An 11,927-nucleotide genomic window follows, 5' to 3' on the forward strand; every position below is an offset into this window, starting at 1 on the left:
AGGGACGCACGTGCTGCTCGACACCTTCGGACGCCAGGCCGTCGACCTGCGGGTATCTCTGACCGACCGGTGCAACCTCCGTTGCACCTACTGCATGCCGGAAGAGGGCCTGCGCTGGCTGGCCAAGCCCGAGCTGCTGACCGACGAGGAGATCGTTCGGCTGGTCACCCTCGCGGTGCGCGACCTGGGCGTCCGGGAGGTCCGCTTCACCGGCGGCGAGCCGCTGCTGCGCCCCGGCCTGGTCGCCATCGTCGCCGCCTGCTCGGAGCTGGAGCCGCGCCCCGAGCTGTCCCTCACCACCAACGGCATCGGGCTGGCCCGTACCGCGACGGCGCTGCGCGAGGCCGGGCTCGACCGGGTCAACGTCTCGCTGGACACCCTCGACCCCGAGGTGTTCCACACCCTCACCCGCCGCCACCGCCACCAGGACGTGCTGGCCGGGCTGGCCGCCGCCGAGGCCGCCGGACTGACGCCGGTCAAGCTGAACGCGGTGCTGATGCGCGGGGTCAACGGCCACGAGGCTCCCGACCTGCTGGCCTGGTGCCTGGAGCACGGCTACGAGCTGCGCTTCATCGAGCAGATGCCGCTGGACGCCCAGCACGGCTGGGACCGCTCCGCGATGGTCACCGCCGAGGAGATCCTCGACCTGCTCGGTGCGCGGTTCACGCTCACCCCGGAGCCGTCCGCCCGCCGGGGCGCGGCGCCCGCCGAACGCTGGCTGGTGGACGGCGGCCCGGCCCGGGTCGGCGTGATCGCCTCCGTCACCCGCCCGTTCTGCCGGGCCTGCGACCGGACCCGGCTGACCGCCGACGGGCAGGTGCGCAACTGCCTGTTCGCGACCGGGGAGACCGACCTGCGCACCGCCCTGCGCTCGGGCGCGGACGACGCCGAGCTGGGCGCGCTGTGGCGGGCGGCGATGTGGGGCAAGAAGGCCGGGGCCGGGATCGACGACCCGGAGTTCCACCAGCCCGAGCGGCCGATGTCGGCGATCGGCGGCTAGCGGGTCCCGCGAGGTCAGGGCGACTCGGCCGACTCGGACGACCCGGACGGCTAGGACGTCTCCGGGGTCCAGTCGGCGAAGGCGACGACCTCCTTGAGGAAGCCGCGCACGCCGAGGAACTGGGACAGGTGCTCGCGGTGCTCGTCGCAGGCGAGCCAGGTCTTGCGGCGGTCCGGGGTGTGCAGCTTGGGGTTGTTCCACACCAGCACCCAACGGGCGTCCGCCCGGCAGCCCTTGGCGGAGCAGATCGGCGTCTGCGGGGTGTCCATCGGGCCGTCCTCAGCGCTAGGCGGGTGGTCTGCACCGCCAGTGTTTCACGCGCTCCGCGCGGCCCGGAGGGAGCCCGCCCGGATCCGGGCATGGCGACGCCGGGCAGCCACGGGGGGAGCCGCCCGGCGTCGGTCCGTCGCTCCGACGGGGGATGCGGAGCGCGTACGCAGTATGTCACGCCAGGGGCCTCGGATGGGGAGGTCTTGCATGATTAATCTGAGCTTCTTCTGAGCTTTCTTCGAGCCGGATTTTCTCGAAACGTCTCGAAACGGACGGTCAGTTCGGGCCCTGTGAAGGATCGGTGGCAGCGGGCTTTGCCCCTCCTGTACCGGGGGGCCCGTCCGCCCCACCCCTCCCACCCGTCCCACCGGGACCGAGCATCAGCGGGGTGTCCAGCGGGATGTCGAAGGTGCTCGGCAGCCCCGGCGCCCGCTCCCGGCCCGCGTTGGCGATCAGGACGGCGAAGTACGGCAGCAGTACGGCGCCGGCCAGCGCCGCGAACGCCAGCCACCGCTGGACGTCCCACAGCACCACGGCGAGCAGCACGCAGACCGTCCGGAGCAGCATCGAGACCACGTAGCGGCGCTGCCGCCCGCGGACGTCCTCGGTGAGGCTGCTCCGCGCTCCCGTGATCCGGTGGACCTGCCCACCGTCGGCGCTCTTGCCCATGTCCTACCGCCCTCGTCCACGCTCCCGCGCGACTCGCCGCGCGGCCTCCTCACGGTACGCCTGGGCAGCGGGGACGACGAGACCGGGTGGGGCGGACCCACCCGGTCGGGTGTGCGAGGGGACTGTCCGGCCGATCGGGACGGCCGATCGGAACGGGTAGTCGGAACGGCGGGGCGAGGGGCCTCACGACCGCCGGGAGAGGAACTGCGGCGGGACGGCGTCGGTGAGCCAGACGCCGTTGTCGCTGATCCGGAACTCGTGGCCGGCCGCCGCCATCGCGGCCGCGTTCACGGTGAGCACCACCGGGCGGCCGTGCCGGGCGCCGACCCGCACCGCGGTCTCGGTGTCCGCGGACAGGTGGACGTCCTGCCTGGCCATCGGGCGCAGGCCCTCCCGGAAGATCGACGCCAGGTGGCGGTCGGCGGTGCCGTGGTAGAGCACCGGTGGCGGCACGGTGGCGGCCAGGCCGAGGTCGACCGCCACCGTGTGGCCCTGGTTGGCGCGGATCGAGAGACCGTCCGCGGAGTAGCCGAAGCGGCGCTTGTTGTTGGTCGCCACCACGTGGTCCAGATCGGCCCTGGTCAGCCGGTTGCCCTTGGCCGCGAGGGCGGTGAGGAGCACGTCGATCCGGATCCAGCCGGACTCGTCCAGCGTGACGCCCACCCGCTCCGGCTCGTGCCGCAGGATGCGCGACAGCATCTTGCTCGTCTTGACCAGCCGCTTCTCGTCCATCATGTCTCTCGTATCCCCCCGTTGGTCAGTGGCTATGAGGCCTGGCTGACCGAACTCATGTTGAAGTCCGCGACACGCACGGGTGGCATCGCGGTGCGGGTGAAGTAGTCGCTCCACTCGCGGGGCAGGCAGCGCTCGGTGCGGCCCGCCTCGGTGATCCGGTCCAGCAGGTCCACCGGGGACTCGTTGAACCGGAAGTTGTTGACCGCGCCGACGACTTCGCCGTTCTCGACCAGGTAGACGCCGTCCCGGGTCAGGCCGGTGAGCAGCATCGTCGCCGGGTCCACCTCGCGGATGTACCAGAGGCAGGTGAGCAGCAGGCCGCGCTCGGTGCGGGCGATCATCTCGTCCAAGGTCGGCGCGCTGTCCTGGTCGGCCGTCTCCAGCACCAGGTTGTCGCCGAACGGGCGCAGCGGCAGGCCGGTGAGCCCGGCGGAGTGGCGGCTGGTGACCAGGTCGGTCAGCACGCCCTCGCGGATCCACTCGGTGGCGTCGATCGGCAGGCCGTTGTCGAAGACCGAGATGTCCCCGCCGGTCGAGTGCGCGAGGACGAACGGCGCCGACTCCAGGCCGGGTTCGGCCGGGTCCGTGCGCAGCGTGAGCGGCAGCCCGGCGAGCTTGTCGCCGATCCGGGTGCCGCCGCCGGGCTTGGAGAAGACGGTGCGGCCCTCGTGGGCGTCGCGGCCGACGGCGGACCAGGCGAGGCAGAGCATCAGGTCGGCGACGGCCGAGGGCGGCAGCAGCGTCTCGTACCGGCCGGCGGGCAGGTCCACCTTGCGGGCGCCCCAGCCGAGGCGCTTGGTCAGCTCGGTGTGCAGGGCGGTGACGTCCACGTCGGAGAAGTCCCGGGTGGCGGCGCCGGCCCAGGCGGAGCCGGACAGGTCGGCGGTCTTGGCGTTGATCTCGACCATGCCGGTCGGCTGGTCGTGGCGCAGCCGCAGGCCGGTGGAGGTGCCCAGGTAGCTGCTGACCACCTCGTGCCGGGCGAAGCCGTACAGCAGTTCGCCCTGCGCGGCGGCCCGGGCGAAGGCCTCGCCGAGGGCCGGGCCGAAGGCGTCGAACACCGCGATCGAGGTCTCGGCGGGCGGCCGGGTGAAGTCCGGGGAGGACGGCCGGTCGGCCACCAGCGGCTGGGCGTCCTCGGCCGGGCCGGCCGCGCGGGCGGCCTCCTCGGCGGCGCGGACCAGGCCCTCCACCTCGTCCGGGGTGACGGCCTCGCGGGAGACCACGCCGGAGGCGGTGCCGTCGGCCCCGGCCACGGTGGCGATCACGGTGAGGCGGCGGCCGCGGGTGACGCCGTTGGTGGTCAGCGAGTTGCCGGCCCAGCGCAGGTTGGCGGTGGACTCCTCGTCGGCGATCACCACGCAGCCGTCGGCGCGGGCGAGGCCGAGTGCCAGCTCGACCAGTTCGTGGGGCTGCATCGCGGTCATCAGTGACCCGCCTCCTGCTGGGTGTTGAGCACGTTGACGTTGCGGAACAGCGCCGACGGGCAGCCGTGGCTGACCGCCGCGATCTGGCCGGGCTGCGCCTTGCCGCAGTTGAAGGCGCCGCCGAGGACGTAGGTCTGCGGGCCGCCGACCGCCGTCATCGAGCCCCAGAAGTCGGTGGTGGTCGCCTGGTAGGCGAAGTCCTTGACCTGGCCGGCGAGTTCGCCGTTCCTGATGGCGTAGGCGCGCTGGCCGGTGAACTGGAAGTTGTAGCGCTGCATGTCGATCGACCAGGAGCGGTCGCCGACGATGTACAGGCCGTTCTCCACCCCGGCGAACAGGCCCTCGGTGTCCGGGCCGTCGGCGGCGGGCTGGAGCGAGACGTTGGCCATCCGCTGCACCGGCACGTGCGCCGGGGAGTCCGCGAAGGCACAGCCGTTGGAACGCTCGAAGCCCTTCAGCTCGGCCATGCCGCGGTCGAGTTGGTACCCGACCAGGGTGCCGTCCTTGACCAGGTCCCAGGACTGGGTGGCGACGCCCTCGTCGTCGTAGCCGATCGTGGACAGGCCGTGCTCGGCGGTGCGGTCGCCGGTGACGTGCATCAGCTCGGAGCCGTACCTGAGCGAGCCGAGCTGGTCGAAGGTGGCGAAGGAGGTGCCGGCGTAGGCGGCCTCGTAGCCGAGGGCGCGGTCCAGCTCGGTGGCGTGGCCGATCGACTCGTGGATGGTCAGCCAGAGGTTGGACGGGTCGATGACCAGGTCGTAGCGGCCGGCCCGGACGCTCGGCGCCTTCATCTTCTCGGCCAGCAGGGTGGGCAGTTCGGCGAGTTCGGCGTCCCAGTCCCAGCCCGTTGCGGGCAGGCCCCGGCCGTCGGGGGACGGCCCCCGGACCCCCGTGAGGTACTCGAAGCCGCGCCCGACCGGCGGGGCCAGCGTGCGCATCGAGTCGAAGGCCCCGGTGCGCTCGTCCACCGAGGTGGCCTCCAGCGTGGGGTGCAGCCGGATCCGCTGCTGGGTGGTGACGGTGCCCGCGGTGTCCGCGTAGAACTTGTTCTCCTGGACGGTCAGCAGGCTCGCCTGGACGTGCGAGACGCCCTCGGCGGCCAGCAGCCGCGAACTCCACTCGGCGAGCAGCGCGGTCTTCTCCGCGTCCGGCACCTCGAAGGGGTTCACCTCGTACGAGGAGACCCAGGTGACGTCCCGGTACACCGGCTCGTCGGCCAGCTCGACCCGCTCGGCGGAGCCGGCGGCCCGGCTGATCCCGCCGGACAGGCGGGCCACCGCGACGGCCTGCTCGGCGACCCGCGCCGCCGCGTCGGTGGTGAGGTCCACCCCGGCGGCGAAGCCCCAGGCGCCGTCCAGCAGCACCCGGACGGCGAAGCCGAGTTGCACGCTGTCGGAGGTGCCGGCCGGGCGGGCGTCGCGCAGCCGCCAGGAGGCGCTGCGGACCCGCTCCAGACGGAAGTCGGCGTGGGCGGCGCCGAGTTCGCGCGCCCGGGTGAGGGCGGCGTCGGCGAGGGTGCGCAGCGGGAAGGCGAGGAACAGCGGGTCGACGGCGCGCCCGTGCGGGGCGCCGACGCTGTCGGCCGGAGGGATCGGAGGCAATCGTGCTCCCTGGTCGCGGAGGGTGGCGGTGCGGCGCCGCACAGGGGCGCCCGCACCGCATCATGGCCGGTCCAGGGGGTTTCGGCCAGCGCATTTCGGCCGGTGCGCCGCCGTGGTGGCCGGTCGGTCAGCCGACGATCTCCCACCAGCCGTCCAGCTCCGGCGGGTTGTCCACGTCGACCCGCTCGCCGGGGCGCGGCACGGCCAGCGGGACGGCCTGCGCCTTGGCCTCGACCAGCAGTCGCTCGATCGGCTCGGCCCACGGGTGCAGGCCCAGGTTGAAGGTGCACCAGTGCACCGGCACCAGCAGGCCCGCCTGGAGGTCGCGGTGGGCGCGCACGGCGTCCTCGGGGGTCATGTGGATGTCGGCCCAGGCGGCGTCGTAGGCGCCGATCTGCACCAGCGCGGCGTCGAAGGGGCCGTGGCGGTCGCCGATCCGGGCGTAGCCCTCGAAGTAGCCGGAGTCACCGGTGTAGAAGACCTTGCGGTCGGGGCCGGCGATCACCCAGGAGCCCCACAGGGTGGTGTTGCGGGTCAGGCCGCGGCCGGAGAAGTGGTGCGCCGAGGTGAGGGTGAGCACCAGGTCGCCGAGGGTGCAGGTCTCGTCCCAGTCCAGTTCGATGATGCGGTGCTCCGGGACGCCCCAGCGGCGCAGGTGGCCGCCGATGCCCAGCGGCACCGCGAACGGCGCGGACTGGCTGCGCACCAGGCGCTTGACCGTCGCCATGTCCAGGTGGTCGTAGTGGTCGTGCGAGATCAGCACGGCGTCGACCTGCGGCAGCTCCTCCAGTTCCACCGGCACCGGGTGCAGCCGCTTGGGGCCGACGTGCGCGGCGGGGGAGCAGCGCTCGCTCCAGATCGGGTCGAGCAGCACCCGGGAGCCCTCGATCTCCACCAGCGCGGAGGCGTGCCCGTACCAGGTGATCGCCACGCCCTCGGCGGCCGGGCCGGGGCCGCCGGCGGGGCGGACGGTCGGCACGGGGTGGGCGGGGACGCGGCCCTCGCGGTCGAACAGCATCCGGCGGATGGTGCCGCGGTCGATGTCCGGGGCGGTGGTGGCCCGGGCCAGGGTGGAGGGGGCGTTGTGGAAGACGCCGTCGCGGTACTGCGGCGAGTCGCGCACCCGCTCCTCGTGCTCGCCGTCCGGCCGTCGGCCGAACGCCGCCGGCAGGTCGCGCAGCGACCAGGCGGCCGCTCCCAGGCCGGCCGCGAGGGCGGTCAGGGCCAGCAGCCGTCCGTTTCGGTGGGTGCTCCTGGGCCGTGCCTTGGTCATGCGCCCTGCCTTCGTTCCTCGCGGGACCCTTCGGGGATCGGTACGGCCGGTCCCGGGTCGGCCCGCACCACGGGGGCAACGGGTGCGCGGGGCCGTGTTGTTCCCGTACGGCGGCGTCGGCTCGGCTCCGGCGGTGGTTCGGCCAGGGCGGCTGAGCAGGTGCGGGGCGCTGCGGGTACGGATTGTCGGATTGCGACAGTTCCTCCGGTGCGGCGCTGTGGGAGCCCGATGCGCCGACACCGCCGACCGCCCGATAGCGTCACACTGCGTACGCGTTCCGACGTACGTCCGCACACACGGAGAGAGGTGGATCGTTGAGCCGCTCGGTTCTCGTCACCGGAGGAAACCGGGGCATCGGCCTCGCGATCGCCCAGGCCTTCGCCGAGGCGGGTGACAAGGTCGCCATCACCAGCCGCTCGGGCGAGGTGCCCGAGGCCCTGGAGAAGTACGACGTCCTCGCGGTGCGCTGCGACATCACGGACGCCGCGCAGGTCGACGCCGCCTTCACCGAGATCGAGGAGAAGCACGGCGCGGTCCAGGTGCTGGTCGCCAACGCGGGCATCACCAACGACACCCTGCTGCTGCGCATGTCCGAGGAGGACTTCACCTCCGTCCTGGACACCAACCTGACCGGCGCCTTCCGGGTGGTCAAGCGCGCCTCGAAGCTGATGATGCGGGCCCGCAAGGGCCGCGTCGTGCTGATCTCGTCCGTGGTGGGCCTGTCCGGTTCGCCGGGCCAGTCGAACTACGCCGCGTCCAAGGCGGGCCTGGTCGGCTTCGCCCGGTCGCTGGCGCGTGAGCTGGGCCCGCGCAACATCACCGTCAACGTGGTCGCCCCCGGCTTCGTCGACACCGACATGACCGCTGTGCTCAGCGACGAGCGCCGCGCGGAGATCGTCTCGGGCGTGCCGCTGGGCCGCTACGCGTCGCCCGCCGAGGTCGCGTCCACCGTGCGGTTCCTCGGTTCGGACGAGGCCGCGTACATCACCGGAGCCGTCATTCCCGTCGACGGCGGATTGGGCATGGGTCACTGAGCATGACTGGAATCCTTGAGGGCAAGCGCATCCTGATCACGGGTGTGCTGATGGAGTCCTCCATCGCCTTCCACGCCGCCAAGCTGGCCCAGGAGCAGGGTGCGGAGATCATCCTCACCGCGTTCCCGCGCCCGAGCCTGACCGAGCGGATCGCCAAGAAGCTGCCGAAGCCGGTCACCGTGCTGCCGCTGGACGTCTCCAGCGAGGAGGAGCTGGCGGGCATCGCCGACACGGTCCGCGAGCACCTGCCGACCCTGGACGGCATCGTCCACTCGATCGGCTTCGCCCCGCAGGACGCCCTGGGCGGCAACTTCCTGGACACCCCGTGGGAGTCCGTGGCCACCGCGATGAACGTCTCGGCCTTCTCGCTGAAGTCGCTGACCATGGCGCTGCTGCCGCTGATGCAGGACGGCGGCTCGGTCGTCGGCCTCACCTTCGACGCGCAGTTCGCCTGGCCGCAGTACGACTGGATGGGCCCGGCCAAGGCCGCCCTGGAGTCGACCAACCGCTACCTGGCGCGCTACCTGGGCGAGCGGGACATCCGCTGCAACCTGATCTCGGCCGGCCCGCTCGGCTCGATGGCCGCCAAGTCCATCCCGGGCTTCGGCGACCTCGCGGACACCTGGAACCACCGTTCCCCGCTGAAGTGGGACCTGACCGACCCGGAGCCGGCCGGCCGCGGCATCGTCGCGCTGCTCTCGGACTGGTTCCCGAAGACCACCGGCGAGATCATCCACGTCGACGGCGGGCTGCACGCCATCGGCGCCTGACCGCTTCGCCGCACACCGCTGCCCGGCACCCTCGTGGGGGGTGCCGGGCAGCGGCGTTCCAGGGCGTTCGGGGGCGCCTCAGGCGTCGGCGGGGGTGCACGCGCCGATGGCGCGGCCGGCCTCGACGGAGGCGCGCTGGGCGTCGCCGGCCCGGATGGCGTCGAGGATGGTGGCGTGGCCGATGTAGCGCTCGGCGATCAGCTCGGGGCCGACGTCGTGCCGCAGGTGGGCGCGGGTGACCTCGCCGAGGTCGGCGTAGACGGCGGCCAGCACGTCGTTGTGGGCGGCGGCGACGACGGCCTGGTGGAACGCGGCGTCGGCCTGGATGAAGTCCTCGGCGTCGCCGGAGTGCCAGGCGCTCTCGCGGCGGCCCAGCGCGGCGTCCAGCAGGCCGAGGTCGCGGTCGGTGCGGCGGGCCGCGGCGAGGCCGGCCGCAGAGGTCTCCAGGGCGGCCCGCAGCTCGGCGACCTGCGCCTGGTCGGCGTCGGCGAAGCGGCGGTGCATGACCCCGGCCAGCTCGCTGGTGGCGAGCACGTAGGTGCCGGAGCCCTGGCGGATGTCGAGCAGCCCGTTGTGGGCGAGGGCGCGGACGGCCTCGCGGACGGTGTTGCGGGCGACGCCGAGCTGTTCGACGAGTGCGGCCTCGGTGGGGATGCGTGAGCCGACGGGCCACTCTCCGGAGGTGATCTGGGCGCGCAGCTGCGCGATCACCTGGTCGGACAGCGGGGTGCGCCTCGGCGAGGACAGCGCCACGGGTACTCCTTGCGGCTACGGTTCGATGGACGGGGCCGGCGGGTGGGAGGGCCGGCGTCCGGTGGGGGAGCGGGTCGGCACATCATGCCAATTCGAAGGTGCGCCAATTCATCCCATCATTCTATGATGGTGCCCATGCCTCCCGCAGCAGACACCACCGCCTCCCCACGAACCGAGGCCCGGCCGCAGACCGAGCGGCCCTCCACGCCCTCCTCCGGCAAGTACCTGGGCTGGCTGTTCGCCATCGCGATCGCCGCCGCCGCCTTCAACCTGCGCCCCGTGGTCACCAGCCTCGGGCCGCTGCTCGACCAGGTCCGCGCCGACCTCGGGATGAACCCGACGCTCGCCGGGCTGCTCACCGCCGTCCCGTCGCTCTGCTTCGGCCTGTTCGGCTTCGCCGCGCCCTCGATGGCCCGGCGGATCGGCCCGATCGCCGTGATCACCGCCGGCATGGGCGCGATCACCCTGGGCGTGCTCTCCCGCTCCTTCGCCGGCGGCACCGCGGTGTTCCTGCTGCTGACGGCGCTCGCGCTGGCCGGTGTGGCGGTCTCCAACGTGCTGATCCCGGTGGTGATCAAGCGCTACTTCCCGGACAAGGTCGGTCCGATGATCGGCCTGTACTCGATGGCGCTGTCGGCCGGCACCGCGCTGGCCGCCGCCGTCACCGTGCCGATGACCAGCGCGCTCGGCGGCGACTGGCGCTACGGCCTGGGCGTCTGGGCCGGTCTCGCCGCGCTGGCCCTGCTGCTCTGGCTCCCGGTGCTGCTGACCAAGCGCGAGCGCGGCGAGCGCGCGGGCGGGGCGGCCGCCGCCAGGCTGCCGATCACCCGCAGCCGGACGGCCTGGGCGATGGCCTGCTTCTTCGGCCTCCAGGCCACCGGCGCCTACGTGGTGATGGGCTGGCTGCCGAAGATCTTCCAGGACGCCGGCGTCGACAAGGGCACCTCCGGGGTGCTGCTCGCGGTGACCATGGTGATCGGCGTGCCGGTCTCCTTCGTGCTGCCCAACCTGGCCGCCCGCCGCGGCGACCAGCGGCTGTTCGTCGTCGTGCTGGCCGCCTGCGGCATCGCCGGGTACGCCGGGCTGGCGCTGGCCCCGGCCGGCGCGTCGTGGCTCTGGGCGGTCCTGGTGGGCCTGTCCAACTGCGCCTTCCCGCTGGTGCTGACGATGATCGGGCTGCGCGCCCGCACCGCCGGCGGGGTCGCCCAGCTCTCCGCCTTCGCCCAGGGTGTCGGCTACCTGATCTCCATCCCCGGCCCGATCCTGATCGGCCGGATCTACCAGATGACCGGCGAGTGGTACGGCCCGCTGGGCTTCCTGGCGCTGCTGCTGGTGCCGCAGATGCTGTTCGGCCTGCGGGCCGCGATGGCCCGGCACATCGAGGACGAGGCGGTCCACCCCGTGGCGCAGGTCAAGGCCTGACCAAGGGACGGCCAACCCCGAGGGGTCGGTGACCGACGGGCGTGTTCGGGGTGGAAGAATCCCGGACATGCCCGTTCTCGATCCCAACCCGACCGACGGCCGCAAGCAGCTCGGCCAGATCGCCCTGGCGATCGCCGGCATCGTGGTGCTGGTGGCGATCATCGCCTCCGTCGCCGCCGCCATAGGCTGATCCGGTCCATCCCCCCCCCGCGTAGCACCGCCGTTCACCGGCCACCCCCGTTTATCGGAAGGCCGGACGAACGGCGGATGATGACACCCGCCACCCCTGCGAGTGGCGGCATCCGGGAGCACCGCGCCCCGGAGCGGCTTTTCTGCCAAGCTTGCTGGGTATGAGCGCCGACACGTCCCGCAGGATCATCGTTCTCCGCCATGCCAAGGCCGACTGGCCCAACGGCGTGGACGACCACGAGCGGCCGCTGGCCGACCGGGGCCGTCACCAGGCCCCGGACGCCGGCCGCTGGCTGGTCGACTCCGGCATCAACCCCGAGTACGTGCTCTGCTCCACCGCGCTGCGCACCCGCGAGACGTGGAAGCTGGCGGCGCACGAGCTGCCGAAGCGGGCCCGCAAGACCGTGTACGAGGACCGCATCTACGAGGCCAGCCCCGGCGAGATCATCGCCGTCCTCCAGGAGACCCCGGAGGAGTACGCGGACGTGGTGCTGGTCGGGCACAACCCCGGCGTGCTGGGCCTGACCCAGGTGCTGGCCGGGGACGCGGGCGACCGGGACGCGCTGGAGCGGCTGCGGCTCGGCGGCTTCCCGACGGCGGCGATCGCGGTGCTCAGCTTCAGCGGCTCGTGGAAGGGCGTCGAGCCGGGCGCGGCCGCGCTGGTCTCGTACTACACGCCGCAGGACTGACCCGGTACGGAGCTCCGAGTTCCGTACGGGCTCCGGGGTTCCGGGCTTCGATGACGACGAGGGGCGCGGGGGCCACGGGCCCGCGGGAGAGGTAG

The 11,927-nt window shown here is 73.0% G+C and carries 13 protein-coding genes; 6 read left to right on the plus strand and 7 right to left on the minus strand.

What is annotated here, in order from left to right; genetic code table 11:
* Positions 1 to 10: 10 nt before the first annotated feature.
* Complete coding sequence (gene moaA / locus AB0O82_RS06075) at positions 11 to 1,000, plus strand: GTP 3',8-cyclase MoaA (protein ID WP_363580649.1); 990 nt, start codon at positions 11 to 13, stop codon at positions 998 to 1,000.
* Positions 1,001 to 1,050: 50 nt separating this feature from the next.
* Here the strand turns inward: moaA and AB0O82_RS06080 are convergent, their stop codons facing one another.
* The 6 genes from AB0O82_RS06080 to AB0O82_RS06105 form a co-directional block, all read right to left on the minus strand.
* Positions 1,051 to 1,269, minus strand: coding sequence for a hypothetical protein (locus AB0O82_RS06080; RefSeq protein WP_363580651.1), 219 nt, complete (start codon positions 1,267 to 1,269; stop codon positions 1,051 to 1,053).
* A gap of 277 nt (positions 1,270 to 1,546) precedes the next feature.
* On the minus strand, positions 1,547 to 1,939 hold the full coding sequence (locus tag AB0O82_RS06085; RefSeq protein WP_363580653.1) for a DUF3099 domain-containing protein: 393 nt from the start codon (positions 1,937 to 1,939) through the stop codon (positions 1,547 to 1,549).
* Positions 1,940 to 2,122: 183 nt separating this feature from the next.
* Complete coding sequence (locus tag AB0O82_RS06090) at positions 2,123 to 2,671, minus strand: RNA 2'-phosphotransferase (RefSeq protein WP_063351459.1); 549 nt, start codon at positions 2,669 to 2,671, stop codon at positions 2,123 to 2,125.
* Positions 2,672 to 2,703: 32 nt separating this feature from the next.
* The gene (locus AB0O82_RS06095; RefSeq protein ID WP_363580655.1) at positions 2,704 to 4,101 is read right to left on the minus strand and encodes a metallopeptidase TldD-related protein; all 1,398 of its coding nucleotides are present in this window, start codon (positions 4,099 to 4,101) and stop codon (positions 2,704 to 2,706) included.
* Positions 4,101 to 5,702 carry a TldD/PmbA family protein gene (locus tag AB0O82_RS06100; protein WP_363580657.1) on the minus strand — a complete coding sequence of 534 codons (1,602 nt, stop codon included), beginning with the start codon at positions 5,700 to 5,702 and terminating at the stop codon, positions 4,101 to 4,103. The genes AB0O82_RS06095 and AB0O82_RS06100 overlap by 1 nt, the downstream gene beginning before the upstream one ends.
* 127 nt (positions 5,703 to 5,829) lie before the next feature.
* Positions 5,830 to 6,975, minus strand: coding sequence for an MBL fold metallo-hydrolase (locus AB0O82_RS06105; RefSeq protein WP_363580659.1), 1,146 nt, complete (start codon positions 6,973 to 6,975; stop codon positions 5,830 to 5,832).
* A 314-nt stretch (positions 6,976 to 7,289) separates the two neighbouring features.
* Between AB0O82_RS06105 and fabG the strand changes: the two genes are divergently transcribed.
* Entirely contained in the window at positions 7,290 to 8,009 is a 720-nt protein-coding gene (gene fabG / locus AB0O82_RS06110; RefSeq protein ID WP_350887665.1) for a 3-oxoacyl-[acyl-carrier-protein] reductase, read from the plus strand.
* 2 nt (positions 8,010 to 8,011) lie between these two features.
* Positions 8,012 to 8,779: an enoyl-ACP reductase FabI gene (gene fabI / locus AB0O82_RS06115; RefSeq protein WP_063349628.1), complete on the plus strand. Its 768-nt coding sequence runs from the start codon at positions 8,012 to 8,014 to the stop codon at positions 8,777 to 8,779.
* A gap of 78 nt (positions 8,780 to 8,857) precedes the next feature.
* Here the strand turns inward: fabI and AB0O82_RS06120 are convergent, their stop codons facing one another.
* Positions 8,858 to 9,532 (minus strand): FadR/GntR family transcriptional regulator, encoded by a 675-nt coding sequence (locus AB0O82_RS06120; protein ID WP_350887659.1) that lies wholly within the window; start codon positions 9,530 to 9,532, stop codon positions 8,858 to 8,860.
* A 135-nt stretch (positions 9,533 to 9,667) separates the two neighbouring features.
* Between AB0O82_RS06120 and AB0O82_RS06125 the strand changes: the two genes are divergently transcribed.
* The 3 genes from AB0O82_RS06125 (at position 9,668) to AB0O82_RS06135 (ending at position 11,832) form a co-directional block, all read left to right on the plus strand.
* Positions 9,668 to 10,954 (plus strand): MFS transporter, encoded by a 1,287-nt coding sequence (locus AB0O82_RS06125; protein ID WP_363580661.1) that lies wholly within the window; start codon positions 9,668 to 9,670, stop codon positions 10,952 to 10,954.
* 67 nt (positions 10,955 to 11,021) lie between these two features.
* The gene (locus AB0O82_RS06130) at positions 11,022 to 11,144 is read left to right on the plus strand and encodes an SGM_5486 family transporter-associated protein (RefSeq protein ID WP_279634939.1); all 123 of its coding nucleotides are present in this window, start codon (positions 11,022 to 11,024) and stop codon (positions 11,142 to 11,144) included.
* Positions 11,145 to 11,304: 160 nt separating this feature from the next.
* Positions 11,305 to 11,832: a histidine phosphatase family protein gene (locus tag AB0O82_RS06135; protein WP_063349631.1), complete on the plus strand. Its 528-nt coding sequence runs from the start codon at positions 11,305 to 11,307 to the stop codon at positions 11,830 to 11,832.
* The last annotated feature ends 95 nt before the right edge of the window (positions 11,833 to 11,927 follow it).

The organism is Kitasatospora sp. NPDC088264 (genome assembly GCF_040685715.1).
GTDB lineage: Bacteria > Actinomycetota > Actinomycetes > Streptomycetales > Streptomycetaceae > Kitasatospora.